This window comes from Enterobacter cloacae complex sp., assembly GCF_900322725.1.
In the GTDB taxonomy this organism is placed as follows: Bacteria; Pseudomonadota; Gammaproteobacteria; order Enterobacterales; family Enterobacteriaceae; genus Enterobacter; species Enterobacter quasihormaechei.
In genome coordinates, this window is record NZ_LT991958.1 from 164,331 (window position 1) to 189,063 (window position 24,733).

The following is a 24,733-nucleotide window of genomic DNA, read 5'->3' on the forward strand; positions in this document are numbered from 1 at the left end:
TTTCAGGCAATACGCACGCTTTCAGGCATACCTGCTTTCGTCATTTTGTTCAGCGCTCGTACCAGGGCCATAGCCTCCGCAACCTGACCATCGTAGTCACGCAGCGTCAGTGAACCCCCGAACAGCTGTTTTACCCGGTACATCGCCGTTTCCGCTATCGAGCGACGATTGTAATCTGTTGTCCATTTCCACCGCGCATTACTCCCGGTCATTCGCTGATTAGCCACTGCACGGTTACGGTCTGCATATTCACCGGGCCAGTAACCCGCACCTTTTCGGGGAGGGATAAGCGCGCTGATTTTCTTACGCCGCAGTTCATCGTGACATAGCCGGGTATCGTAAGCGCCATCGGCGGCGGCTGACCTGATTTTCCGGTGGGTTTGCCGGATTAACCCGGGGAAGGCCTCTGAGTCCGTAACGTTGTTCAGCGACAGGTCAGCGCAGATGATTTCATGTGTTTTACTGTCAACGGCGAGATGCAGCTTACGCCAGATACGGCGGCGTTCCTGGCCATGCTTTTTGACTTTCCACTCGCCTTCACCGAAGACCTTCAGCCCGGTGGAATCAATTACCAGGTGTGCGATTTCACCCCGGGTGGGCGTTTTGAAACTGACATTAACCGACTTTGCCCGCCTGCTGACACAGCTGTAATCCGGGCAGCGTAGCGGAACGTTCATCAGAGAAAAAATGGAATCAATAAAGCCCTGCGCAGCGCGCAGGGTCAGCCTGAATACGCGTTTAATGACCAGCACAGTCGTGATGGCAAGGTCAGAATAGCGCTGAGGTCTGCCTCGTGAAGAAGGTGTTGCTGACTCATACCAGGCCTGAATAGCTTCATCATCCAGCCAGAAAGTTATGGAGCCACGGTTGATGAGGGCTTTATTGTAGGTGGGCCAGTTGGTGATTTTGAACTTTTGCTTTGCCACGGAACGGTCTGCGTTGTCGGGAAGATGCGTGATCTGATCCTTCAACTCAGCAAAAGTTCGATTTATTCAACAAAGCCGCGGTGATGCTTACGGTATGGTGGTTATCAAGTTTTATCCTGATTAGCACCCTTAATGGCTATTTCGATAATCAGGACCGCGATTTTCTGACAGGTAAACTTCAGCTCACCGAAGAGTTTCTTAAAACAGAGACGTTCCGGAACAAAACGGATATTAAGTCATTATCAGAAAAAATAAACGATGCGATGGTAGGGCACAATGGTTTATTCATTTCTATAAAAAACATGGAAAATGAAAAAATTGTTGAACTCTATGCCAAAAATTCTGTTGTTCCAGCGGTCCTGCTTAATAAGTCGGGTGATATTCTCGACTATATGATCCAGACGGAAGAAAATAACACCGTGTACCGCAGTATCTCGCGGCGGGTTGCCGTGACGCCGGAACAGGGTAAAAGCAAACATGTCATCATTACGGTTGCCACGGATACTGGGTATCACACCCTGTTTATGGATAAGCTCAGTACCTGGCTGTTCTGGTTCAATATCGGTCTGGTCTTTATTTCTGTTTTTCTGGGCTGGCTGACCACACGTATTGGTCTGAAACCGCTACGGGAAATGACCAGTCTGGCTTCCTCCATGACCGTACACAGCCTGGATCAGCGTCTTAATCCCGATTTGGCTCCGCCGGAAATTTCTGAGACCATGCAGGAGTTCAATAACATGTTCGATCGCCTGGAGGGGTCATTCCGGAAACTGTCAGATTTCTCGTCTGACATCGCGCATGAGCTGCGCACGCCAGTCAGTAATCTGATGATGCAGACGCAGTTTGCACTGGCTAAGGAAAGGGATGTTTCGCATTACCGCGAAATTTTATTCGCTAACCTGGAAGAACTGAAAAGGTTGTCACGAATGACCAGTGATATGCTTTTTCTGGCACGTTCAGAGCATGGTCTGCTGCAGCTGGATAAACATGATGTGGATCTGGCCGCCGAACTGAATGAATTACGTGAGCTGTTCGAGCCTCTGGCAGACGAAACAGGAAAGACAATCACCGTTGAAGGAGAGGGCGTTGTTGCCGGAGACAGCGATATGCTGCGACGTGCTTTCAGTAACCTGCTTTCCAATGCAATCAAGTATTCTCCCGATAACACCTGTACAGCGATACACCTTGAGCGTGACAGTGACTGTGTGAACGTGATGATTACGAATACGATGTCCGGCCAGGTTCCCGCTAATCTGGAACGTTTGTTTGACCGGTTCTATCGCGCAGACTCATCAAGGTTCTACAACACGGAAGGCGCGGGGCTGGGATTATCAATTACAAGGTCGATCATTCATGCTCACGGCGGCGAGCTGTCAGCAGAACAGCAGGGGCGGGAAATTGTGTTCAGTGTGCGTCTGTTAATGGATTAATCCCGTTCTTCAGGAGAAACCTGGAAGGTGACAAAATTGTCATCATTCAGTCACGCGATAAACAGAGGCGGTTTTTTATAATCATACATAAATCAGGACAGAGTGATAACGCAATCGCCTGGTTCCTGGAGTGATGAATAACCCGCCCTGAGATCAAATGCTTTCTCTGTTATAAGCCGTTGATTGTTTGGGTATGAAAACACCGGAGACCCAACCATGAAAAAGATCCTTGTATCATTTGTTGCCATTATGGCTGTCGCTTCATCCGCCATGGCTGCAGAGACAATGAACATGCATGACCAGGTAAATAATGCCCAGGCACCCGCCCATCAGATGCAGTCAACCTCTGAAAAAAGCGCTGTTCAGGGAGACAGTATGACAATGATGGATATGAGCGGACACGATCAGGCTGCAATGTCCCATGAAATGATGCAAAACGGCAACGCTTCTGCCCACCAGGACATGGCGGAGATGCATAAAAAAATGATGAAAGGCAAACCAGGGGCCACCAACGAATCAGCAACGTCATTTTCAGAAATGAACGAGCATGAAAAAGCCGCTGTTGTGCACGAGAAGGCGAATAATGGTCAGTCTTCCGTTATTCATCAGCAGCAGGCTGAAAAGCATCGCAGCCAGATCACCCAGAATTAACCCGCAGCTCCACTTGTTAGACCCTCATTTGACGCCGAAGTCACTGGCTTACGCTCCCGTCCGGGAGCGTTTTTTTTATTCTTTCATTTATCATTGAGTCTTATGGGAATGGATTTAATCAGTTACTTAATCCCTGCCTCAGCAACAAGTCCCGGAAAGAGCAGCTTTATATTCCGGGTTTTTCTGCTCATAACCTCAACGGTGGCGCTTAGGATGTACTTTGTAAGTACCCAGAGTGTGTGTCATCAGTACCGGTGTTAATGCACCAGCCCATTCCAGCCATGTATACCCATGTAAATCCCAACAGCAGCAATCAGGGCGCTTGAAATATAGGGGGCTCTTCTGGCGATGGTATTGAAGCCACTCCAGCGTTTGGCGACCTGACGAACGCTGATCGCCGCACCCACTCCAACCGTTACGAGGGTCAATGCCAGGCCGATACTGAAACAAACAACCAGTGTGGCACCCAGCGTAAGCGCTTTAAGCTGAAGGCAGATCAACAATACAGTTATAGCTGCCGGGCAAGGGATAAGCCCTCCTGTCAGTCCAAATATCAGGATTTGCCCGTTGGTTACTTCTTTCCCGTCGAAGCGGCGTTTTATGTCATTGGCATGAGCCAGTTCGTGAGCGTCCTGATACTCTTTCGAATTCACATCCAGCCCATCAAGCTCAGAGTGGTCATGGTCATGGTCGTGTTCAGCGAACGCCACATCATAGTCATGGACATGACCACGATGTCCCAGAGACAGACGTACGTTGAAACTGTGAGGCTCAGGGATGGGAGATGTTGACTCCAGATAATCACCATGATCAACAAATTCAAAAGTCTGAGAGATCGTACTGTTTTCCCGAAGTGTGGTTAATGAGATATCTTCAGAAGCCCATCTTTGGCCACTAAGAGTGCGTAGCCGCCAGTGGGGAAGTTGTCCTTCTTCAAAAATGGACAGTTCAACTTTTCCATGGCCAGTATCGATCAACCTTGTTTCGTCATGGTGATGATGTTCATTCTCCTGCATTCCCTCCAGCCAGTTTTTCTCACCGCTCCAGGTTCGCCAGAACATCCAAAAAGCCGTACCAAGGATGATCACTGAAGAGACCATCTGTAGCCAGGGTTCGGCTGATTCTGCGGTAAATTTATTACTGATATACATCCCTCCAAAAGCAATCAGCCATACGACTGCAGTGTGCGACAATGTTGCCGCGACACCCAGCATCACGGCCTGACGTACGGTGCCTTTTATAGCAATGATGAATGCTGCCATCATTGTTTTGGAGTGCCCGGGCTCCAGTCCATGAAGCGCGCCAAGCAGAATGGCGCTGGGGATGAAAAACCATGCGTTGCCTTGCTGAAGAAGTGTCGTAAATTCGTTCATGAGAATCATTCTTGGTTATTAAGTGTAGGCCGGATTCTACTCCCCCCCAGTAAAATATACTACCCCCCAGTAGAATAACGCTGGTATAGTTACATAAAATATCCAGGAGAGTGAGAGCCCACATGTCACATACCATCCGCGATAAACAAAAACTGAAAGCACGTACAAGCAAGATCCAGGGGCAGGTTGCTGCGCTGAAAAAAATGCTTGATGAACCTCACGAATGTGCCGCTGTACTGCAACAAATAGCCGCCATACGTGGTGCCGTGAATGGTTTATTGCGTGAAGTGATTAAAGGACATTTGACTGAACATATTGTTCATGAAAGTGAAGAACAGAAACGAGAAGAAGACCTGGACGTTGTGCTGAAGGTTCTGGATTCTTACATCAAGTGACAGTTTGGCTAAAAGCCCTGAGCATTAATTTATCTAAATAACACGTTATCAAGTGACGGTTTTGGGCTGTTTGTAGCGGCATAGTGAGTTTGTTTAATCAATGAGCTTTAAGATGCCCCCCTTCATGCAAGGCAACGCGTACATTTCTGGTACATCTACTTCCCTTACTTTGCTCAGGGCAACCCACATTGTTAAAGCCTCTACTCGCTGACCATCAAAATCACCCAACGTCAGATAATGGAAAAAAATTTTGGATGACATTTTGAAACGTGTCCTCTGCTGTGAACGTCGAGAGATGCTACGCGAGAAAGGAGATGACCTACTTAGTATCCTGTTAAGTAGGTCTATCTGAAGAAGTAGACAACTTTAAAGTCTTTTTCATGTTAAAGGAGACAACTTTAATGTCTGTGTACACCTACCTTTGCTCAAATCAAAATGTTCTGACATACCAAAATGGAGTGTAAAATGACTCAAAACCAGGGTTCTGAGCCAGTACCGGCGAGCCGGACAGGGCAGCTCATCAGCGCCCGGGATATGGCCATGCAGAAATTCGAAGAAGGGATGCGGTTAATCTCGGAAGCGTCGGAACTGTGCGGTCTCTCTCTCTTCACCAGCAGAATTATGCAGCCCAACGCATTTGGTCTTCCGTCGTCACTGGATCGCACCATCGAGGAGGGGCGTAAGGAAATTGACCGTAAAACGTGGAAAAGGCTCTTTGAAGAAACAGGTATGGACCGGTACTGGAACCATAAGCAAAAAGAAGCCTTTAACGAATCCCTTCGTACGGATCCGCCCGTCGCTTCCCTGGAGATTGTTAAGGGAACATTACAGCATGCACTGGCTAACAGACGAGACACCCTTGCAGAAGGTTTCGTTGATGTTCTCAACAAGCTTGACCGAAGTTTCAAAAGCAATGCCAGGCAATATACAATGCCAAAAAAGCTTGTTCTTCGGGGGATTTTTCCTGGTGTGAACGTGCTGAGGTACAACGGTTTCTCGCAGGACAATCACTTTTGTTTACGCGACTTTGAGAATATTGTATGCATCTGTTCTGATACTCCAACACCTGCAACCGGCGGTGGGCTGAGTATGGTCGACAGGCTGACGGCCATGAGAAATACAGAATTCACAGGCGAGTTCAGTGATGAGAATGGCTGGCGGTGTCGCCTGTTTGAGAATGGAAACGTTCATATTTGCATCGACAGTATCTCGCTTCTGAATGCTCTGAACGATCTTATCAGCATATATTTTGCAAACCAGCTTCCGGCCGCAGGAAAAAAATGATGATTGAAAATGATAAAGAAAAAAGCCTGAACGATGCTACCCCGCCAGAGGTGCAGAATGACATCCGCAGCGAATCCACTGAAAAATCAAAGGAAATGGGTCGTTCAAGGTACTCATCTATCGCGATGATCGATTACTTCAATGCAATCGAACGTCTGTGCAAAGAGAAAGAAATTAACCCGGAAAATATCGATCTGAGCTTCAAAGTTCACTGGCTCAGAAACGCTGTTGGCGGCTCGTTTGCAAGGTCACAGGAGATGTTCGCGGAGTACCAGAAGTATGTTAAAGAGGTTCCTGAAGAGGCCCGTTACCTGGATATACCCGATGAGGTAAAGGTTGCACTCGGCGATATTATCTCGTACATCACCTGGCACTACCGTAGAAGCTATACCGCAATACAGAATGATAGTGTTAAAAAAGCTGAAGCACGTAGCATGCAGCTGGAGGAGGAGGTAACGCAGCTGTTACAGCGGCTTGAGCAAAGCGCTACCGATATGGATGAGCTGAAACTTGAGAATCAGGCACTACAGGGTCGATTAGAGATCCGGGACAGTACCGTCAAGGAGTTAGAAACAAGGCTGAATGTTGCCGAAGCAGAACTCGAAACCTGCCATCACCAGTTAGATAGCACACGGCATGAATTGAGCCTCGCACAGCAGTCAAATGACTCACTCTCCCAGCAACTGGCTGAACGTAAAACAGAGATCGCTGGTCACCTTGAATATCAAAAAAAGCTGAACGAAGAGATCAACACGCAGCGTTCTGATAACGCCGGTCTTTCCAGACAATGCGACCAGTTAAGTCAGACTGTGTCAGATACAAAGGCAGAGAGGGACAGGTTTGAACAGGAATTGATTGCTGCACAGAACCTTTGTACTGAGCTGAAAAGTGCACTGTCCGGGAAAGAGGGTGACCTGGTGGCGGTGAATGCCGAGCTTACTGAACTCCATAAACTAAACGAGTCGCTGAGCGCCGACCTGAATAAAGTAACTTTGGTCAGCCAGGGCTATGAAGCGGAAGTGGCTGAACAAAGCAATGAACTCAAAACGCTCCAGGCCAAAGTAATGAAGCTGGAAGCTACCCTGGAGGCGGAGAAAACAATCTCAGAATCCCTGAAAGGCACCATTGATACATTAACTGGTGCAATGGCAGGGGGAGGTACTGGAAAGTCAAAACAGCCGCGTAGCAGAAAAACATCATGATAAATGAAGCCAGGTTGATACACTTCTCTGCATCCCCTGGCACATAAGAACTTCTGCGGACATTCAGCCCGTCCGCAGGAGTTTTCGTCCTTCAGTCAACAAATGCACTACCTTTTTTGAGTCTCCACTTTCCAGAGCAGAAAACACGTTACCGATTCTACCAACAGCTTGTATCTGAGTGATAACCCCAGTCTTGTAATCATCTAGGATCCCTGACAGGAAAGCGTTCAGTTTTGTCTGTTCGCTTAGCGAAAGCATGTAGGACATTTTTTCTCCATTTTAAGCAGGTGTGTCAGTTGAAAGAGGTTTGCGTGATTCTGGAAAATGAGGCAGCACCATAGTTTCAGATGCTGTGGTCGCATCCCAGTGCCACCATCCATAAGGCCCATATTCACGGTTGTAATAATCTTTTTTGAGTTGCTTTCGGGCCAGATAAGCAGGAGTGGCCATACCAAATACTTCCATCGGGAACGGCTTATCGCTTTTTGTGTCGAGCAGGTAGAAGTCAGGGAACACCTCACTAATACTCGCATCATAACGCATGGGCTTAACGTACTGCCGGTGCTCTGCATCCAGCTTTTCTGCAACAACCGCCTCATAGGAGGAGTCCAGAGGTATCCAGTTCTCGCTAACGTGCATCAGCACAATTTGATGAGCTCTTACAGAAGGGCCTCTGCCGGTTACCGCAGCTGGTGACGTCAACGCAAAGACAACTATTTTCGCCCCGGATTTCCATGCTGCGTACTCCGATGAAAATCGTTTCTTTACGCTATCCCAATGGACTTCTGAATTGAAAAAAATCAGCGGTAGCCCCCCAAAATTCCGCAGGGGTAAAAATTTAAGTGGCTTCTCATGCTTTTCAGCATCGTAGCGAGGTAAAACTGACAGGAGCATGAGACGTTTATCACTCATCGCCTGTGATGAAAGACGCTGAATTTGCGACTGAGCGACAGGTTGTTTCGGGTCAGGTACACCAATGAATAAATGGTCACCTATGCAGGCTCTGCCGGTACGAATTTGTTTAGCGGTTTCAAGCAGACGATACCGTACCAGTGAATCGTTACGTTTCCCTGCCATTTTCGGGTACCAGACATTCAGACCAGACTCTGTCCACAAAAGACTAAGCAAGCCCAGGAGGGTCATTGAGGCCTGACCTCCTTCTGGTCGCTGAACATGGGGCAGGGGAGGCACTTCTGATTTTTCAGGAGGATCTTTCTCTGTCATACCGATACCGAGCCTTACAGCCATATCACCTTCGGTTGTAATCCGGACCACACCACTCGCATATCCTTTCAGGCCGGTATGCCGGGCATCAAGGGAGAAGAATACACAGGAAGGATCATGCTCAATGCCCGTGTTAGCGGCTTTGACGAGAATAAAGGCATCACCGTTCGGTAAAGCACGAACATAAAGTCGCTTTTCTCCTTTTCCACGACATCCGCAGGTGATGACTGATTTTTGACCTGAGGTGTGGTGTGCCTTTTTAAGAGCCGACTGCCACCCTTTAGCAAACTCATCCTGCGTTTGAAAGTCAGGTGAATACCTTTTGACGTTTGGATCGTCGTCGTAAGCAATCATCACTGCGAATTTTTGGCTCATAGTAGTCTCCTAAACAGGAAGTTTAATATCCCAACCAGAGCAACACTTCCTGAGCGTCATACTGTTCCTTTACGCCCATGTCGCTAAAGAATTCTTCGAAATCTGTTTCGGGAACGCAATGCCTGGACAGTTCTTGTAATGCTCGTTCTTTAGATACCGTCTCACCTTCAGCTGATTCGAAATACGTCATGGTTGACCTCTGACATTATTACAACAATCTTAAGCATTTAAATTGATGAAGGAGCTCAGGTCAGCTGACTTCGTCGTAAAACTGCCGCAAGCGCTGGGAGGCTGCAAATTCAATTCGTGACTTCAGCAGTTTGGCGACGGCCGCAAAGACATCAACGACCACGGAGTTCCCAAACTGTCTGTAAGCCTGTGTATTGGACACAGGGATACGGAAAACACTTTCCCCGGGTTTATCGAAGCCCATTAGCCTGCTGCATTCACGTGGCGTTAGCATGCGTGGCCGACGGTCCATGTTGTATGTGTTATGGAAATCAGTTTCTCCCAGTTCATGAGACCAGCCCCGATCAATAAGAATTTCAGATCCGTCTTTCATATAGCGGCTTGAGAGGGTTCTGGTGACACTATTAACATTGGAAGGATCTACTAGTCCAAAACCAAAACCATTGCCTTTTGCCGCATGTTTCTTTGCATAGTTGTATAAGTACTCCCAGAGTTTAGGGGAGAGGATGTATTTACTATCTACGCTCGGATCCAGTAAATCTGAGAGAGAAGGGCGCTTGTCCGGATAAAAGTCTTTAATGTCTCTCAGAGTAAAACCGTCTTTCAGACGTAGGTCGCGGCGAAAACCAATAAGGACGATACGTTCACGGTGCTGGGGTCGGAAATGACGGCCATCGATGACTTTAGGATCATCCGCGCCCGTGCTTTCGCTGTTTGCGACGTCGTAGCCAAGCTCATCGAGCGTTTTCATGATGATGTTAAAGGTATTACCCTTATCGTGACTCTTCAGATTTTTTACGTTTTCCAGAACAAAAATTGCAGGTTGTTTTGCCCGGATGATCCTGGCCACATCAAAGAAGAGCGTACCCTGAGTGTCGCACTCGAAACCGTGTTTGCGACCCATAGAGTTCTTTTTACTGACACCGGCGATGCTGAATGGCTGGCATGGAAATCCCGCAAGAAGAACATCATGATCCGGGATAGAGGCATCGATAAATTTGTATGCCTCGTCATCAGTAACCTCGGGCCGGTTGCTAAGAGTGATGTCACGGATGTCTGAATTGAAGCGGTGCTCGTTCTCATCGCAATACCAGTTCGCCCGGTAAGTACGGCTGGAATAAGTATTCCATTCGCTCGTGAAAAGACATTTACCACCGATGGCATCAAATCCGCTTCGCAGTCCACCTATCCCTGCAAACAGATCGATAAAGCTAAAGTGCCTGTCCTCATAATCAGCAGGTCGTGAAGGTATTAAAGTCTGTAGATAGCGTCCATCTGCGATACTCAGCTCACAATGCTCAGGTATGCATGTAACCTGACGTTTAAGGGATGCACGGGACCAATTACTGCCATTTTCATCATTTAATACCTGAGCCAGATATTTCAGGTCATAAATGGTCGAAGCTGTTAACAAAGTTTTGTGGATCAGAGATGGTGTTTTATCCACATCATTCAGGTCTGTCTCAAGATCATGAGTGTAACGTTTCATCCAAACTCTCTCAGGAATAATATCTTTGAGATAGATTAACACGCTTAATTTGGATTATTTTTTGGTTCAGGTTCTAAATTTATTGTGATTATTCTGCCTTTAAGTTGCAAAAAGATTGGTTTTAAGCCCGCCCATGAAATAATGACTTGTTAAAATACTGCCTGTAAATAGGCTTGTGGATACATGTCTGTACTCAACAAATCAAGGTGAAATGATGTTTTTTTTAACAAAGTTACTTTTGCCCATCATGATTGTTGTATTCCCAGTGGCGTCCTGGGGGAACTCAACAACTTTTGAGGCAAAGGTGGTTAAGATTGTTGACGGTGACACCATAACTGCGTTGGATGCTCAAAACACAACCATCAAAATACGGATGTATGGTATAGACGCTCCTGAATCTAAACAGGCTTTTGGCCAAAAAGCAAAACAGGCCTTAACCACAGCTATAGCAACTAAAATCGTTACCGTGATAGACCATGGTACGGATATCTATGGCCGTATGTTAGGTACCATCTGGTTAGATGGATATGATATCAATGCCTCTATGGTGGACAGTGGATATGCGTGGGTTTATCGGTTCGAAGATAACGCCATTGTCCCTGGCTATATCAAATATGAATCCGCAGCACAAAAGGAGGCAAAAGGGTTATGGGCAGACACCAACCCTGTCCCACCATGGCAGTGGAGACAGGCAAACGAAAAGCCCAGAAAGGTGAAAGGGAAGAAATAACCATGATGAAAGAGCCTCATCCGTTACTTCAGTTGGTACTAAACGATTCCGGTCGTCTAACCATGCCTGTTTATTATAGAGATCAACAGTATTGCCCGACTTGCCTTACAAAGGTGTTGAAGAGTGAGGATGGAAGTTTGGCGCACCTCGGGGAAATAAATCAAAATACATGTAGACCTTCTATTTCAGTAGTTGTGACAAAAGCAATTATTGAAATGTTATGTGACGGGGAAAAAATATTTGTAAATCCAATACGATACCGAGGCCGGGTGCTGGCACCCTCAGTAATTTTTTCTCCCGACACTCACACTTTCAAACCGTTTATAAATACAGACTATCAGCCTGTGGGAGCAAACTGGAAAAGTGAAAAGGGATATAAACTCGGTCTGTTTTATCTCAAAGATCGAGCCAACTCTATCAATAAAGAGGAATTTGATTTCATTGCCGTTATAGACCCTAAGGCAATGCAGAAAGAATTTATTTCGGCCTGGTCTGAGGTTGATGAAAAAAATCCATTGGAAACGCTGAAGCAGATCTTACGATCTAAAAACAACTCTTCTTTATGGGTAAAATGGCCTGGCAAAATTGAGCATGCGCAAAAAGGAAATTGCAACGAAAATTACTGGTTCGATTATCAATCTGATAATCAGGAAGTGAACTGTACGGTCTCTGTTGTAGGTATCGAAGGTAACAGTTCCGGTGAGACAATTTATAGATTGCAAACTTTGCTAAAGCGTAAGCTCAATGAATATCAACTGGTTCGGTCTTTAGGGACTATTATGCTTCTTGATAATACCGGGAATATGATTCCATCAAACCATCCTTATTTTGAAGTCATCTCAAAAGCATGTATAAATGGAGTGCGTGACTTTGTTCGTCAAAACCCGTGGGTAGTCTGACGGTCAACTATAAAGCATAATATAATTAGTAATAACAAGGAACAGACATGAATGAAAACTCAGTAATCTTAATAAGTTTATTTTGGTTTTTTTTTGGATCGAGTGTTGTAGCTGGTTTTATGGATGCATCATTATATTGCTGGATTTTTGCAGCCATAAGCGCATTGTTTCTTCTTTCGGTGATACAAACACCAAAGGAGTTAACGGTATCTATTCTTCTTGCGGTACTTATGGCAAGCTCCGCAGGTGTTTTCATTCTGGCTTATAAAGTCAAAACGAATGTCGTTTCACCAATCTATCTCTTAAAAAAGCCTACTGCATACATGGCTGAAATAGATAACCGAAGGATTCATGGTTACTAAATATTTTGCAATTGCATCATTTGACGGTCCGGGTTTATTTACCCACAGCATCGACTAATTCAAGAGGTTACATATGATAGTTTCAGAAGCAATTTTTTATTCTTCTATTATTTCCTGGGTTCTTTATTGGTGGTTTATTGGAAATATTACTAAAAAGGTAGGGATGCTTGTTGTTCCACTCACGCTTACCTTCGGATGTTACATTTATGCAATTCATTTGGATGATTCCGAACAGCAAACCAATTTACGTTGGGAGCAGATCGGTTTTATTACCTTTATAATTGTGATAATGTGGGCAGGAAAGTTTGTGATGAAAAGACTATCTGAATGATGATCTAATCCACACTTTTCGATATCTTAGAAAAGTAACTTTGTGAGCAAACAGTCATATGACATGCAAAACGCTGATCTCAAAGACAGATGATGGATACACATTTAGCATTTCACCTTACGAAGACGGGTACCGCTTATCAGTCTCGCCTGAAAATCGTCACAATGGTACCCAAAGCTTTGACGGCTGGTTCCCACGTTTTTTTTCCGAACCACAGTATGCCAAATCATCTTTAACTAAGTTTCTCGGTGAGTCCTTAGTATGGGAAGAAGATTCAAGTAATGCTCTATGAGATTACTTATTATAAATTTTTCTATTAATCTCCATGGAGTGATATATGAATTTGGCCTATTTTTTATTTTTGTCTATAACTGTTATGCTTACGAGCTTTATTATTAAATCACTTGTCGTATTGGTAAAGTTCAAATTACTTCGTGATGAACGTCTCGAATATACCAGCAATAAAAATATTGATGAGATGTACGATTTAATGAATGCGAAGGAAGAAATCCTCATAAGGCATCATAAGCAGATGTTGGCATTGCATCTTTCACTATTAATATTCGTTCTATTTATTGCTTACATTTACTAAAAATAATTTTATTCAACATTTCAACAAAGGGTTTTCAATGGAAAGCTTCGAAACTGAACAAATGATTCAATATGCTTTCTACATAAATATCGTAATAACGACTGGTTTGGCATGGTTTTGCTTGCGGTCAGGATTGCATTACAATTTTTTCAGAAAAGCAGAGAGTGCCAGAACAAAAGGGCTGAGTAGTACCTCTACTGAACACGGTCCAGCAATTGTGAGAATAAAGAAGCTACAAGCATTAGTAGATTTTATTAGTAACTGTGCTTTTCTAATCCTTTCAATTGGCACAGCTTATATTTTGTATTTTTGGATCCACAGTTAACTCATACAAGGTAACTTCGGCAAATAACAACTTCTAATGCAGGACTTTAATAACTATAACGGATGCTACATGAAAAACGACAGTTTAATTACGCGGTATAAAATACTTAAAGGCGAACGCGATGAGTCTATCTTCACCATAATAATCGCGCTAGTAGTAAAGCTGGGGCTGGTAGCCCTGGCATTCTATCTGTTGCTTGGTTCCACGATTGATTGGTCAAGCTGGAAAACCTATGCCGCCATGTTGATCTTTGGAGCATTTCTCTAAAAGGATGACCACGGCAATACCAGGTCAGACAACAAGGTCGTTAGCATGATCGTTGGAAGCAACGGAAGCACCTTGAAAAAGGTCGGCAGCACTATAAAATCCATCAGCAATGCACACAAATAAACTACTGGTATCTTAAAATGAAAGTGAAAGAGTTGATCGCCATGCTGAACGAAAGAGACCCTGAGGCAATTGTTCTGATTTCCGGCTATGAAACGATCGGCGGCACGGAAGTCGCAGAAGCTGATTTGCTCATTGATATGCAGTCAATATGCTTAGAACAGGCTGATAATCTCACAGGAAACCGTAAAGTTGTTTCTTCCGGTGGTGAAGATTCAGTTTGGTTAGGCTGGAAAGATGATTACCGTACAAAGGTGTTTTTAGAAGATGCCCAAATTCCTGATCAAGATGAATGACGGTCAGCGTTGGCTTCAAAGGCAATCTATCAGTACGTGAAACGTAAATGTTAAAAAATAACCACATATGAATCAATAACTTATGTCAAAGCTAAGTAGAGATGTCCGGGGTGGGGCAAAGTTCAAATGTCCTTTGATAATATTGAATTCCTGGATAAAAATCGCATCTTAACCTCTTCGTTTGAGTACCTTGTTGGGTTGACCCCGTATTCGCTTTATTTGTAGTATTGGGCTGCTTTGAAGTGTTTCATGTTCAAACGCGACGTGTTCTGTAAGTTCTTCCTGACAACAGAGCCGACAATATATACACATCCGCTATGGAGAATCTGACAACCGCTATGCGTATTACGCCACCCTGAGTTTTTCCTTCCTCTGTCGTACTGAGCAAGCCTCAGCACGCACTCAATAACATCCCGTCTGCGGATGTGCTTTACCGTACGTAAAAATGTAGCCCTCCAGGGCTGACTGTATCTAAAAACTGAGAAATTACTATGTTGCTGTCCTCGACGCGTAAGGACTGGCTGGGTAACGTCCGTGGTGACGTTCTGGCCGGTATTGTTGTCGCGCTCGCACTCATTCCAGAAGCGATCGCCTTTTCCATTATCGCCGGTGTTGATCCCCAGGTGGGCCTCTACTCGGCGTTCTGTATTCCTCTCGTTATGGCCTTCTTTGGCGGACGTCCGGCGATGATTTCGTCCTCCACCGGTGCAATGGCTCTCCTGATGGTGACGCTGGTGAAAGATCATGGCTTACAGTATTTACTGGCTGCCTCCATACTGACCGGGGTATTCCAGCTGATAGCCGGATATCTGAAGCTTGGCGGGCTGATGCGTTTTGTTTCACGCTCAGTGGTCACGGGGTTTGTTAATGCACTGGCAATACTGATTTTTATGGCCCAGTTGCCTGAGCTGACCAATGTGACATGGCATGTTTATGCCATGACTGCGGCAGGGCTGGGGATCATCTATCTCTTCCCTTATATCAACAAAACCATTCCTTCACCGCTTGTGTGCATCGTGGTGCTGACTGGGATTGCCATGTGGCTGCATCTGGATGTGCGAACCGTCGGGGATATGGGGAAACTTCCCGACAGTCTGCCGGTCTTCCTGCTCCCGGACGTGCCTTTAAATCTTCAGACGCTGCTCATCATCCTGCCATATTCTGCGGGGCTTGCGGTGGTTGGCCTGCTTGAGTCGATGATGACCGCCACTATCGTGGATGACATGACCGACACGCCAAGCGACAAAAACAGGGAGTGCAAAGCTCAGGGCATCGCGAACATCTGCACATCCTTTATCGGAGGAATGGCAGGCTGCGCGATGATTGGGCAATCTGTTATCAACGTAAAATCCGGTGGACGCGGACGACTTTCAACCCTCACGGCGGGCGTGGTGCTGCTTTGCCTGATTGTGTTCCTGCGCAACTGGGTCTCCCAAATTCCGATGGCAGCGCTGGTCGCGGTGATGATTATGGTTTCCATCGGGACATTCTCCTGGCGCTCCATTGCCAACCTGCGGACACACCCCCTTTCAACCAGCGTGGTCATGCTTGCCACCGTCGCGGTTGTGGTGGCAACACATAATCTGGCCTTCGGTGTGCTGACCGGTGTACTGATTGCTTCGCTCAATTTTGCCACTAAAGTATCCCGGTTCATGCGTGTAACCTCAGTTCTGGAGGGGACGAGCCGGACGTATACCGTCACCGGCCAGGTATTCTTTGCATCAGCAGACCGCTTTACGAGCCACTTTGATTTCCGTGAAGCGATTGAGAATGTGGTGATAGACGTTTCACATGCCCATTTCTGGGACATCACGTCCGTCAGCGCCCTGGATAAGGTGGTCATTAAGTTCCGTAGAGAGGGCGCCGGGGTTGAAATACGTGGGATGAATGAAGCCACCCGCACCATCGTTGACCGGTTTGGTGTTCACGATAAACCTGAAGAAGTCGAAAAACTGATGGGCGGTCATTAACAGACTGGAGGGAAAACTATGAATAATACTGTTACAGCCTGTGTGGACGGTTCACTTTCAACGCGGTCAGTGTGTGAATATGCGGCGTGGGCAGCCCGCACTTTGCAATCACAGCTAGCACTGTTGCACGTTATCGAAAAAGACAGCACCCCGGTAGTGTCAGACCTGACCGGCACTCTCGGCATAGACAGTCAGCAATTGCTGACCGATGAGCTGGTAGAAATTGAAGGGCAACGTAATCGCCTGCTGATGGCCCAGGGGAAAGCAATACTGGAAAGTTGTGCTGAACTGCTTCAAAAACAGGGAAGCCCGGATGTGCTTTTGATGCAAAAACACGGTACACCGGATGAAGTTCTGGCAGAGCTGAGCGACCTTCGTCTCATGGTGCTGGGGCGTCGGGGTAGCCAGCATCCGGTAGGCTCTCATCTGGAAAGCGTTATTCGTCTGCAAAAGAAACCCCTACTGGTTGTTCCGGAGAACTACTCAGTGCCTTCCAGAGTCATGCTGGCTTATGATGGCAGTGAAGAAAGCAGGAGTAACCTGGAACGTCTGACGATGAGTCCCTTACTCAGGGGGCTGGAGTGCCACCTTGTCATGGTAAACGGTAAGAAGGAAGAGCTGCTGACCGCACAGCAAATTTTACGTGACGCGGATATAGAAAACAGCACAACACATCTTACCGGGCAATCAGTCGGGGACGCGCTTATTCGTTACGCCGAGGAAAATGCTGTCGATCTGATAGTGATGGGGGCCTACGGTCATTCCAGGTTGCGGCAGTTCTTTATCGGTAGTCATACCTCCGAAATGCTGCAAAAGACGCAACAACCGCTTCTTATCCTCCGTTAGCACTGATTATCTTAAATAAAAAAGGGCGAGTTCTCTCGCCCTTCGTCACAAGAACACGTTTAGTTCAGCCGGTTACCTTTTTCATCAACTACCTTCTCACCGTCCTCTTTCGTGAACGCGCTTTTCTGCGCATCGGGAAGAATATCCAGCACGACTTCAGAAGGGCGGCATAGCCGGGTACCCAGCGGCGTTACCACGATAGGGCGATTGATCAGAACAGGGTGCTGCAACATAAAATCGATTAACTGCTCGTCAGTAAAGCGGTCTTCCGCCAGCCCTAACGCTTCAAAAGGTTCGACATTCTTACGCAGCAGCGCTCGTACCGTGATCCCCATATCCGCAATGAGTTTTACCAGCTCAGCTCGTGATGGTGGGGTTTCAAGATAATGAATAACGGTCGGCTCTGTACCGCTGTTGCGGATCATTTCAAGGGTATTGCGTGACGTGCCGCAGGCCGGGTTGTGATAAATGGTAATGTTGCTCATATCAGTATCTCATTACAAAGTGAAAGACAGACGAAGCGCCAGTGCTGCAAGCGTGACAAACAGCACGGGGATTGTCATGACAATGCCCACCCGGAAGTAATATCCCCAGGTAATTTTGATATTTTTCTGCGACAGAACGTGCAGCCACAGTAACGTTGCCAGACTGCCGATAGGGGTAATTTTTGGCCCCAGGTCGCTGCCGATGACGTTGGCGTAAATCATCGCTTCTTTGATAACACCGGTCGCTGTGCTGCCATCAATCGACAGCGCCCCGACCAGCACGGTCGGCATATTGTTCATCACTGATGACAGGAAGGCCGTCAGGAAGCCCGTACCCAGCGTTGCCGCCCACAATCCCTGCTCTGCCAGCTGATTCAGCAAGGAAGAGAGATAGTGGGTCAGACCGGCATTTCGTAAGCCGTAGACCACCAGGTACATCCCCAGCGAGAAGATAACGATTTGCCAGGGCGCACCACGCAGCACCTTACCGGTGTTAATGGCATGCCCTTTTTTCGCAACAGCAAACAGAAGCAATGCACCAGCGGCTGCGACCAAACTGACCGGTACGCCCAGCGGCTCCAGTCCGAAGAATCCCACCAGAAGCAACACCAGAACCAGCCAGCCGGTTTTAAAGGTATTCACATCACGTATAGCGTCTTTCGGTTCTTTCAACAGAGAAACGTCGTAAACGGCGGGAATGTCCTTACGGAAAAACAGATGCAGCATCACCAGCGTAGCCGCAATCGCGGCCAGGTTAACCGGGACCATCACGGCGGCATATTCTGAGAAACCAAGCTTAAAGAAATCCGCCGAGACGATATTCACCAGGTTTGAGACAATCAGTGGCAGGCTTGCCGTGTCAGCGATAAACCCTGCGGCCATGATAAACGCTAAGGTTGCTCCCCGGCTGAATCCCAGCGCCAGCAGCATCGCGATAACGATAGGTGTCAGGATCAGTGCCGCACCGTCGTTGGCAAACAGTGCCGCAACCATCGCACCAAGCAGGACGATCCAGGTGAAGAGCAGCCGCCCCCGGCCATTCCCCCAACGGGCAACGTGCAGCGCGGCCCATTCAAAGAAGCCGGATTCGTCGAGCAGAAGACTGATGATGATCACGGCGATAAAGGTGGCGGTCGCATTCCACACTATCTGCCAGACCACCGGAATATCCCCCAGATGAACGACGCCAGTCAGCAATGCCAGAATTGCGCCCAGTGAGGCACTCCAGCCAATCCCCAGCCCTCTGGGTTGCCAGATAACCAGGACGAGCGTGAATAAAAAGATAGCACCAGCCAGTAACATCAGAAACTCCATTCACATTTGTTTATTCGGATATATATATCGCCATCAGCAGGAGACAGATGCCACGCTACTGAGCTTGTTGCGTATGTTTTCTCGTTCACAGTTCCAGGCTGTATCAATAATACCCGCAGCCCATGCTGGCATGTGTGGCGACAGTCGGTAATGCACCCATTTTCCTTCGCGACGGTCGATGACCAGCTCGGCTTCACGTAAAAGGGCCATATGGCGAGAAATTTTTGGCTGAGACTCTGCGGTTGCCGCACAGATGTCACAGACGCACATTTCACCGGACTCCCTGAGAAGCATCACGATAGTTGAACGGGTCTCGTCGGCGAGCAGTTTAAAAAGCTGAACAGGCTGTAGCATGCTTAACCTCGTAAAAAAATAACAATACATATGGTATTTCATATGTGATAACTTTTAAAGCATAGCTTATGAAATGGAGATTTTTTATGACCGACTTACCAGCAATCGAACCGGCTTATTTTGATGATGCGCTTGCCAGCAAACTTACGGGCAACAACGAAACCATGCCGCGAATTCTCATCCTGTACGGTTCAGTACGAGAGCGGTCCTACAGTCGTTTTGCAGCGGAAGAGGCCGGGCGGTTGCTGGCAAAGATGGGGGCTGAGGTGAAAATATTTAACCCATCCGGTCTGCCGTTACCCGATGATGCGCCCGAAAGTCACCCCAAAGTGCTTGAACTCCGCGAGCTGGTCAGGTGGTGTGACGGAATGGTCTGGAGTTCTCCGGAAAGACATGGCGCCATGAGCTCGGTGATGAAGGCCCAGATTGACTGGATACCCCTGAGTGAAGGTGCTGTTCGTCCTTCCCAGGGTAAAACGCTGGCCGTCATGCAGGTTTGTGGTGGTTCACAGTCGTTTAACACGGTCAATCAGATGCGGATACTTGGCCGCTGGATGCGGATGTTCACCATCCCCAATCAGTCGTCAGTGCCAAAGGCATGGCAGGAATTTGATGATGAAGGGCGCATGAAACCCTCACCCTGGTATGACAGGATTGTCGACGTTACCGAAGAGTTGTTCAAAATGACGTTACTCCTGAAAGGGCACACAGCCTACCTGTCCGACCGCTACAGCGAAAGGAAAGAGAGTCATCAGGAGCTCGCGGCACGGGTCAATCAGGCCAAAATCTGACAGCCAGGCATGCCCGGATGGATTACCGGGCTTTAAATCGGTTTCTTCCCAAATATCTCTTCAGAGCGTGACTGAAGTTTCACCAGGGCATTGAACATATCGTCCTGATCCAGGGAACGCTGGGATTTCTTCGTCGTGGGAGCTTTACGCCTGCGAGAAGGGCCGTCTCCGGATGGTACGGATTGCGACCGGTTATTATCCCGCTCGGCCTGGACCAGCTGCGCCATTTCCAGGGCCCGCCCCAGACGTTTGTTATCCACAATGGCCCCCTGATCGATTTCAGAAAGCTTGTCATAGGTGGAGTAGGGAAGTGATACGCCATTAAGCCGGAGCTCTTTATGTCCATCCGGGTAATGCCAGACATCGATGTATTTACCAATCGCCCGACGACTGAATTCGCTGTCTTCAATCAGATAAAGGACTTTGTCGTATTGCACTGTGAGTGATTTCGACACTTTACGAGCTTCATGCCAGTTAAATACCATATCAAGATCGTCATCGACATCCAGTTCCCGATGAACATCAAACGCCTGGCGAGGCGCTTTTGCGAAACGACGGTTGTAATCGTTCATGAACTCTTCGGCAAATGCGTTCGCAGCTTCCATGGAACTGATGCCCTGGAGCCTGAGCTCCTTGACCAGTCGGTCCTGAAGCGTCAGGTGCGCCCGTTCAACGCGGCCTTTGGCAGCACTGGTTTCTGCACAAATGGTCTGAATGTTCAGTTCATGCATCGCACGGCCAAACTGGGTATCGCCGTCGCCGCCGGTTGCATTTTTATTGTTGATCCTGAATACGCTGGCTTTGTCGCTGTACAGCGCAAGCGGTTTGCCATGTTTTTCAATATAGCCCCGGGTCGCTTCAAAATAGGTGAAAGTAGACTCAGATTTCACGAAAAGAAGCTGCATTAAACGACTGGTTGCGTCATCAACGTAAACCAGTGCCGTACACTTAGGTCCCCGATTTTCAAACCAGTGGTGGTCGCAGCCGTCGATTTGTATGAGTTCACCGGCACAGGCACGGCGGTAACGAGGTTGCTGAATTTTTGGCGCACGTTGCTTACGTGGGACCCACAGACTGGCCTGAGTCATCAGCTTACGGACGGTTTCTTTGGAAAGATGAACACCGTGCACCTCAGACAGTTTTTCACAGGCCAGCGTCGGACCGAAATCGTTATAGCGTTCGCGAATAATGTTCAGCGCGTATGCGGCCAGTCCCTGAGGCAACTGGTTGTTACTGGATTTACCACGACGGCGGCTGGTCATGCCAATCGGACCATCTTCACGATAACGCGCAAGCAGACGACGGCACTGACGGTCGGAGATACCAAGCCGCTGAGCTGCCATTTGTGTTGTCAGACGCCGGTCGATGACATCCTGAATGATTTTGAGTCGGTTAACTTCATCCAATGTGAAAAACTCCGCTGCGAGAGCCGTCATGGTAATCCTTACTTGATTATACACGCCGGACATCTTAACTTAGCCATTATCGGACATTACAACTTTGCTACTACAACTTATGTCAAAGCAAGTTTAAAATGTCACCTCTTTGTGCAAGATAGAAAGGGCACTTTCAGCCTATGTAATCATATTAATGTGACTGCTGCGTTATCCCACTCAACCAATTAATAAAGCAAAAGTTAAATATGAAAGACTGGAATAAAAATATAACGAAAACATCTTAATATGGAAATATCTGTGTCAACGGGATCTTTAGTTATTGAATATCTGGTTCTAAATAGGTTCTACATTCAACGGGAAGGGAAACCAAATATCTATATGTTTTTTATAAATACCATTACGTGGCAAACAACAATCTGCATATTTTTTTAAAGAATCTCCACATGGACAAATATTTTCTGGCGATAATACTCCATCATGTTCTTTCGCCTTAAATCTCCAGGTCGTAATATTGAAAATTTGATGTGGGGATTGTATGTATTTGACAACACTAATTAAAGTTGAATAGTTATAATGATCACCATCATTGGAGAAAAAAACACTACATTTGTTAACGGGATTACTAACTATGTCATAAGTAATTAATTCAAAATCGATCACTTCATCAAAGCAAAGAACTCCATTATAAAGTTTATTTTTAACATGACCACAATCATTAATAAAACTACGGGTTGTATTACATACTGAACATTTCACTTCTTTTATTATTTCACGAGAACTACCGAAGATTTTATATGGGAATAACGCCTGCCAATTACATACCATTCTCGCTAAGAAGTTAACACCATAGAAATTAACCTCAGGCAGAAACTCATTATTTTCTTTAATATGTATTAAATCTATTTCTATCCTTTCAAGTTCTACCCATGCTTCATAAAAATCACCTCTTGTAAGTAAATTAATGACTTGAATATATTTTAAATGGGCTAGTAAAATTGTTTTGTATAAAAACAATCTGTTTGATTCATTATTCAAGCTCAAGGATTGAGCTTTTTTTAACTCAGCATTAAGATAATCAAGAATAGCACTATCTTCTTGAGTAATACACATCCAACGCTTTAACTTTTCGTGAATATTCATAATATCTATATAGATTTTTATTTGATTTTGTTAATTACTTTTAAAACATCGTCTACTTTTCCAGAAACAGTGTATTTCACATGTTTTCCTGATTTATTTTTTTTAATTATAGAGACTTTAACGTCTATATCTCTAGTTCCAAAGTTATCAATTTTTTTCTGAATATAATTTGAAACAAGATTTACTAAAAAAGGTATCATTACTGATGTGGCAAAGAAAGTGCCTAACGCTAACGTTATACTGTTTAATTGCAGGTACGAAACACCATTAGAATCTCCGTACACTTTAACATTAGAATGTGATTGCTTGGTGAACTGGAAAAAATCCAGTGCATTACCTCCAGTAATTTTTGAACTATCAAAAACGATCGCAATCTCATCATCTTGAGGTTCATATGAAGAAATGATTTTTACCTCTTCATCTTCATCACTCATTTCACTCAAAGTAATGGGGTTCATTCTCAACTCCTTGTTTTATATTTTTACATTCAAATTTTACTATACGACTGGTTAATTGCTCCTGTCCAACACACACCAGAGTTCATATGCTTAGCATACAAGGGACCAATGCCAGTAGCGACAGGCTAGTGTGTCAAAAAACCACATGAAGATCAATCTCCTGCGGAAAATTTGGCCGCAATTAGTTTCATTGTCCTTTCCATGCCTTGATAAACTGTCGCATCTGTAATGTTTAACCTTGCGAGTTCCTTAAGTATTCTAGCTTTGTTTCTGATCACTATTTTTTCTACTTTAAACTCTTGCATAGCATCATCAGGGTTTGAAACTAAATCGGGATAAACAGCATTATTCCCAAATAATAAGAATGCACCTGACTGTGATGACATCCTTTCATTATTATTTCTTCCTTTAACGAAAATTAACCTTTCCAAATCTGATGGTATAATTACATCTTTAAAATAAGGTTTTTCATCTTTAATGTAATGTATGAGTTTTTGACAAGCTTCAGTTTTATTGAAAGCCTCCTTGTCCATTTTACAATCCAGCTGATCTTTCAGTGTTTGACTTAGCATTGATATATTTGATATGCAACTTACTGTATCAGAGTCAAAGAATTTTATACGATCCCTTTTTGTTTTGAAAATAATAACATGTCCATCAACCTCATTTGTATTTTCATTATTACTAATGTCGCAACAAGCGAAATACAGAGCGATTAGTGGATTTGATGTTATATCCAACAAACGAGTTGGTAGTCCGTAGTGTTGCATCCTTACTAACTTGTCTAGCATTGTTTTATCATCAACAAACTCAGTTGGCCTTGCTGTTAGGGCTTCACGGACTAAATTTGATTCACTGTGCAAATGCTTGAAGTTACCTTTTTTGTTTTTCCTGAAAACTGATGGAGCCAACTCGTAAGATACATCAGAATGTCCACGATAAAATATTTCTGCATCTTCTTCATGATCTTGTTCTAAAACACGCGCCATGAAACTTTGAACATTATCTATTATTGGGTAGTTATCAACTTCATCAGGAAGTGCTTCAGTAGGAGGAAGTGGTGTACTTCTTGTCGTTATATTTAGAAGTGCTAATGTTTGATTTAAATCACGTGCTTTTATTCCCCAGTGAGTCCGTTTCAGCCCATATGCACCTAATTCTAAAGCTGTTTGATATAACTCTTTGTTTATCACTACGACATCATCTTGTGAGTGAGTGATTCTGAAATCAAACTCAACATTTTTGTTAACTGTTCGTAGATTTGAAATTACACCAAGTCGCAAAGTAATGTATTCAACATTGTCTCGGGAATAAAGTTCTGACATAAAAAGCGTAGGTAATTTCTCAATATAAGATAATGCTTTATCATTCAAAGGCGTTAACTTCAACCGGATGTCATCAGAGGTGCCTTCTAACATACGTGATATAGGAAAATCACAACTCCCACTAACCCGTTCATACATGGGCCAATGTTCAAAATAGTCAGGTTCTCCGCCCATAATTAGATTAAACATTAAA

26 protein-coding genes are annotated in these 24,733 nt (G+C 45.6%); 14 read left to right on the plus strand and 12 right to left on the minus strand.

Going from position 1 to position 24,733, the window contains the following annotated elements; translation table 11 throughout:
• Positions 1-2 precede the first annotated feature (2 nt).
• Positions 3-971: an IS5-like element IS903B family transposase gene (locus tag DBR02_RS24490; protein ID WP_000654804.1), complete on the minus strand. Its 969-nt coding sequence runs from the start codon at positions 969-971 to the stop codon at positions 3-5.
• A gap of 38 nt (positions 972-1,009) precedes the next feature.
• Between DBR02_RS24490 and pcoS the strand changes: the two genes are divergently transcribed.
• Positions 1,010-2,356, plus strand: a complete 1,347-nt coding sequence (pcoS, locus tag DBR02_RS24495) for a copper resistance membrane spanning protein PcoS (RefSeq protein WP_107535690.1) — start codon at positions 1,010-1,012, stop codon at positions 2,354-2,356.
• A 216-nt stretch (positions 2,357-2,572) separates the two neighbouring features.
• On the plus strand, positions 2,573-3,007 hold the full coding sequence (locus DBR02_RS24500) for a hypothetical protein (RefSeq protein WP_000723070.1): 435 nt from the start codon (positions 2,573-2,575) through the stop codon (positions 3,005-3,007).
• A gap of 257 nt (positions 3,008-3,264) precedes the next feature.
• Here the strand turns inward: DBR02_RS24500 and DBR02_RS24505 are convergent, their stop codons facing one another.
• Positions 3,265-4,380: a nickel/cobalt efflux protein RcnA gene (locus tag DBR02_RS24505; protein WP_001572377.1), complete on the minus strand. Its 1,116-nt coding sequence runs from the start codon at positions 4,378-4,380 to the stop codon at positions 3,265-3,267.
• A gap of 122 nt (positions 4,381-4,502) precedes the next feature.
• Between DBR02_RS24505 and rcnR the strand changes: the two genes are divergently transcribed.
• The 3 genes from rcnR to DBR02_RS24520 all read left to right on the plus strand — a co-directional run bounded on the left by rcnR (position 4,503) and on the right by DBR02_RS24520 (position 7,261).
• On the plus strand, positions 4,503-4,775 hold the full coding sequence (rcnR, locus tag DBR02_RS24510; RefSeq protein ID WP_000019951.1) for a Ni(II)/Co(II)-binding transcriptional repressor RcnR: 273 nt from the start codon (positions 4,503-4,505) through the stop codon (positions 4,773-4,775).
• A 465-nt stretch (positions 4,776-5,240) separates the two neighbouring features.
• On the plus strand, positions 5,241-6,059 hold the full coding sequence (locus tag DBR02_RS24515) for a DUF4942 domain-containing protein (RefSeq protein WP_044704764.1): 819 nt from the start codon (positions 5,241-5,243) through the stop codon (positions 6,057-6,059).
• Positions 6,056-7,261 carry a hypothetical protein gene (locus DBR02_RS24520; protein WP_001572381.1) on the plus strand — a complete coding sequence of 402 codons (1,206 nt, stop codon included), beginning with the start codon at positions 6,056-6,058 and terminating at the stop codon, positions 7,259-7,261. The genes DBR02_RS24515 and DBR02_RS24520 overlap by 4 nt, the downstream gene beginning before the upstream one ends.
• 279 nt (positions 7,262-7,540) lie before the next feature.
• Here the strand turns inward: DBR02_RS24520 and DBR02_RS24530 are convergent, their stop codons facing one another.
• From DBR02_RS24530 to DBR02_RS24535, 3 genes are read right to left on the minus strand one after another with little or no spacing between them, the layout of a single operon-like run.
• Positions 7,541-8,860 (minus strand): DUF1173 family protein, encoded by a 1,320-nt coding sequence (locus DBR02_RS24530; protein ID WP_000078514.1) that lies wholly within the window; start codon positions 8,858-8,860, stop codon positions 7,541-7,543.
• A 22-nt stretch (positions 8,861-8,882) separates the two neighbouring features.
• Positions 8,883-9,050, minus strand: coding sequence for a hypothetical protein (locus DBR02_RS26815; RefSeq protein ID WP_000220758.1), 168 nt, complete (start codon positions 9,048-9,050; stop codon positions 8,883-8,885).
• A 60-nt stretch (positions 9,051-9,110) separates the two neighbouring features.
• Entirely contained in the window at positions 9,111-10,538 is a 1,428-nt protein-coding gene (locus DBR02_RS24535; RefSeq protein WP_000833382.1) for a DNA cytosine methyltransferase, read from the minus strand.
• 214 nt (positions 10,539-10,752) lie between these two features.
• On the opposite strand from DBR02_RS24535, the gene DBR02_RS24540 reads away from it, so the two are divergent.
• The 8 genes from DBR02_RS24540 to DBR02_RS24590 all read left to right on the plus strand — a co-directional run bounded on the left by DBR02_RS24540 (position 10,753) and on the right by DBR02_RS24590 (position 17,276).
• Complete coding sequence (locus DBR02_RS24540; RefSeq protein ID WP_031942328.1) at positions 10,753-11,268, plus strand: thermonuclease family protein; 516 nt, start codon at positions 10,753-10,755, stop codon at positions 11,266-11,268.
• A 2-nt stretch (positions 11,269-11,270) separates the two neighbouring features.
• Complete coding sequence (locus DBR02_RS24545) at positions 11,271-12,167, plus strand: hypothetical protein (protein WP_000975181.1); 897 nt, start codon at positions 11,271-11,273, stop codon at positions 12,165-12,167.
• 47 nt (positions 12,168-12,214) lie between these two features.
• A complete protein-coding gene (locus DBR02_RS24550; protein WP_001005009.1) occupies positions 12,215-12,529 on the plus strand; it encodes a hypothetical protein in 315 nt (104 codons plus the stop codon).
• 73 nt (positions 12,530-12,602) lie between these two features.
• Entirely contained in the window at positions 12,603-12,860 is a 258-nt protein-coding gene (locus DBR02_RS24555) for a hypothetical protein (protein WP_000637193.1), read from the plus strand.
• Positions 12,861-13,846: 986 nt separating this feature from the next.
• Entirely contained in the window at positions 13,847-14,044 is a 198-nt protein-coding gene (locus tag DBR02_RS24575; protein ID WP_001371914.1) for a hypothetical protein, read from the plus strand.
• 140 nt (positions 14,045-14,184) lie between these two features.
• The gene (locus tag DBR02_RS24580; RefSeq protein ID WP_000864986.1) at positions 14,185-14,460 is read left to right on the plus strand and encodes a hypothetical protein; all 276 of its coding nucleotides are present in this window, start codon (positions 14,185-14,187) and stop codon (positions 14,458-14,460) included.
• 491 nt (positions 14,461-14,951) lie between these two features.
• Positions 14,952-16,430, plus strand: coding sequence for a SulP family inorganic anion transporter (locus tag DBR02_RS24585; RefSeq protein WP_000927306.1), 1,479 nt, complete (start codon positions 14,952-14,954; stop codon positions 16,428-16,430).
• Positions 16,431-16,448: 18 nt separating this feature from the next.
• Complete coding sequence (locus DBR02_RS24590; protein ID WP_001066652.1) at positions 16,449-17,276, plus strand: universal stress protein; 828 nt, start codon at positions 16,449-16,451, stop codon at positions 17,274-17,276.
• 59 nt (positions 17,277-17,335) lie between these two features.
• Here the strand turns inward: DBR02_RS24590 and arsC are convergent, their stop codons facing one another.
• The 3 genes from arsC to DBR02_RS24605 are packed head-to-tail and all read right to left on the minus strand — an operon-like array spanning position 17,336 to position 19,429.
• Positions 17,336-17,761, minus strand: coding sequence for a glutaredoxin-dependent arsenate reductase (gene arsC, locus DBR02_RS24595; RefSeq protein WP_000065802.1), 426 nt, complete (start codon positions 17,759-17,761; stop codon positions 17,336-17,338).
• A gap of 12 nt (positions 17,762-17,773) precedes the next feature.
• Positions 17,774-19,063: an arsenic transporter gene (locus tag DBR02_RS24600; RefSeq protein ID WP_000922628.1), complete on the minus strand. Its 1,290-nt coding sequence runs from the start codon at positions 19,061-19,063 to the stop codon at positions 17,774-17,776.
• A gap of 45 nt (positions 19,064-19,108) precedes the next feature.
• The gene (locus DBR02_RS24605) at positions 19,109-19,429 is read right to left on the minus strand and encodes a transcriptional regulator (protein WP_000941305.1); all 321 of its coding nucleotides are present in this window, start codon (positions 19,427-19,429) and stop codon (positions 19,109-19,111) included.
• Between the two features lie 86 nt (positions 19,430-19,515).
• Here DBR02_RS24605 and arsH point away from each other — a divergent pair, with 86 nt between their 5' ends.
• Positions 19,516-20,220: an arsenical resistance protein ArsH gene (gene arsH, locus DBR02_RS24610; protein ID WP_000130816.1), complete on the plus strand. Its 705-nt coding sequence runs from the start codon at positions 19,516-19,518 to the stop codon at positions 20,218-20,220.
• Positions 20,221-20,252: 32 nt separating this feature from the next.
• On the opposite strand, the gene DBR02_RS24615 is transcribed toward arsH, so the two are convergent.
• The 4 genes from DBR02_RS24615 to DBR02_RS24630 all read right to left on the minus strand — a co-directional run bounded on the left by DBR02_RS24615 (position 20,253) and on the right by DBR02_RS24630 (position 24,729).
• Entirely contained in the window at positions 20,253-21,656 is a 1,404-nt protein-coding gene (locus tag DBR02_RS24615) for an ISNCY family transposase (RefSeq protein ID WP_044704760.1), read from the minus strand.
• 294 nt (positions 21,657-21,950) lie between these two features.
• The gene (locus tag DBR02_RS24620) at positions 21,951-22,757 is read right to left on the minus strand and encodes a hypothetical protein (RefSeq protein WP_016239971.1); all 807 of its coding nucleotides are present in this window, start codon (positions 22,755-22,757) and stop codon (positions 21,951-21,953) included.
• A 17-nt stretch (positions 22,758-22,774) separates the two neighbouring features.
• The gene (locus DBR02_RS24625; RefSeq protein ID WP_016239970.1) at positions 22,775-23,215 is read right to left on the minus strand and encodes a hypothetical protein; all 441 of its coding nucleotides are present in this window, start codon (positions 23,213-23,215) and stop codon (positions 22,775-22,777) included.
• A gap of 152 nt (positions 23,216-23,367) precedes the next feature.
• Positions 23,368-24,729, minus strand: coding sequence for an FRG domain-containing protein (locus DBR02_RS24630; RefSeq protein ID WP_000482601.1), 1,362 nt, complete (start codon positions 24,727-24,729; stop codon positions 23,368-23,370).
• Positions 24,730-24,733: the final 4 nt, after the last annotated feature.

Excerpts from the sequence above, each read along its gene's own strand:
- pcoS (WP_107535690.1), top strand. The coding sequence starts at position 1,010 with ATGCTTACGGTATGGTGGTTATCAAGTTTTATCCTGATTAGCACCCTT.
- DBR02_RS24500 (WP_000723070.1), top strand. The coding sequence starts at position 2,573 with ATGAAAAAGATCCTTGTATCATTTGTTGCCATTATGGCTGTCGCTTCA.
- DBR02_RS24505 (WP_001572377.1), bottom strand. The coding sequence starts at position 4,380 with ATGAACGAATTTACGACACTTCTTCAGCAAGGCAACGCATGGTTTTTC.
- rcnR (WP_000019951.1), top strand. The coding sequence starts at position 4,503 with ATGTCACATACCATCCGCGATAAACAAAAACTGAAAGCACGTACAAGC.
- DBR02_RS24515 (WP_044704764.1), top strand. The coding sequence starts at position 5,241 with ATGACTCAAAACCAGGGTTCTGAGCCAGTACCGGCGAGCCGGACAGGG.
- DBR02_RS24520 (WP_001572381.1), top strand. The coding sequence starts at position 6,056 with ATGATGATTGAAAATGATAAAGAAAAAAGCCTGAACGATGCTACCCCG.
- DBR02_RS24530 (WP_000078514.1), bottom strand. The coding sequence starts at position 8,860 with ATGAGCCAAAAATTCGCAGTGATGATTGCTTACGACGACGATCCAAAC.
- DBR02_RS26815 (WP_000220758.1), bottom strand. The coding sequence starts at position 9,050 with ATGACGTATTTCGAATCAGCTGAAGGTGAGACGGTATCTAAAGAACGA.
- DBR02_RS24535 (WP_000833382.1), bottom strand. The coding sequence starts at position 10,538 with ATGAAACGTTACACTCATGATCTTGAGACAGACCTGAATGATGTGGAT.
- DBR02_RS24540 (WP_031942328.1), top strand. The coding sequence starts at position 10,753 with ATGTTTTTTTTAACAAAGTTACTTTTGCCCATCATGATTGTTGTATTC.
- DBR02_RS24545 (WP_000975181.1), top strand. The coding sequence starts at position 11,271 with ATGATGAAAGAGCCTCATCCGTTACTTCAGTTGGTACTAAACGATTCC.
- DBR02_RS24550 (WP_001005009.1), top strand. The coding sequence starts at position 12,215 with ATGAATGAAAACTCAGTAATCTTAATAAGTTTATTTTGGTTTTTTTTT.
- DBR02_RS24555 (WP_000637193.1), top strand. The coding sequence starts at position 12,603 with ATGATAGTTTCAGAAGCAATTTTTTATTCTTCTATTATTTCCTGGGTT.
- DBR02_RS24575 (WP_001371914.1), top strand. The coding sequence starts at position 13,847 with ATGAAAAACGACAGTTTAATTACGCGGTATAAAATACTTAAAGGCGAA.
- DBR02_RS24580 (WP_000864986.1), top strand. The coding sequence starts at position 14,185 with ATGAAAGTGAAAGAGTTGATCGCCATGCTGAACGAAAGAGACCCTGAG.
- DBR02_RS24585 (WP_000927306.1), top strand. The coding sequence starts at position 14,952 with ATGTTGCTGTCCTCGACGCGTAAGGACTGGCTGGGTAACGTCCGTGGT.
- DBR02_RS24590 (WP_001066652.1), top strand. The coding sequence starts at position 16,449 with ATGAATAATACTGTTACAGCCTGTGTGGACGGTTCACTTTCAACGCGG.
- arsC (WP_000065802.1), bottom strand. The coding sequence starts at position 17,761 with ATGAGCAACATTACCATTTATCACAACCCGGCCTGCGGCACGTCACGC.
- DBR02_RS24600 (WP_000922628.1), bottom strand. The coding sequence starts at position 19,063 with ATGTTACTGGCTGGTGCTATCTTTTTATTCACGCTCGTCCTGGTTATC.
- DBR02_RS24605 (WP_000941305.1), bottom strand. The coding sequence starts at position 19,429 with ATGCTACAGCCTGTTCAGCTTTTTAAACTGCTCGCCGACGAGACCCGT.
- arsH (WP_000130816.1), top strand. The coding sequence starts at position 19,516 with ATGACCGACTTACCAGCAATCGAACCGGCTTATTTTGATGATGCGCTT.
- DBR02_RS24615 (WP_044704760.1), bottom strand. The coding sequence starts at position 21,656 with ATGACGGCTCTCGCAGCGGAGTTTTTCACATTGGATGAAGTTAACCGA.
- DBR02_RS24620 (WP_016239971.1), bottom strand. The coding sequence starts at position 22,757 with ATGAATATTCACGAAAAGTTAAAGCGTTGGATGTGTATTACTCAAGAA.
- DBR02_RS24625 (WP_016239970.1), bottom strand. The coding sequence starts at position 23,215 with ATGAACCCCATTACTTTGAGTGAAATGAGTGATGAAGATGAAGAGGTA.
- DBR02_RS24630 (WP_000482601.1), bottom strand. The coding sequence starts at position 24,729 with ATGTTTAATCTAATTATGGGCGGAGAACCTGACTATTTTGAACATTGG.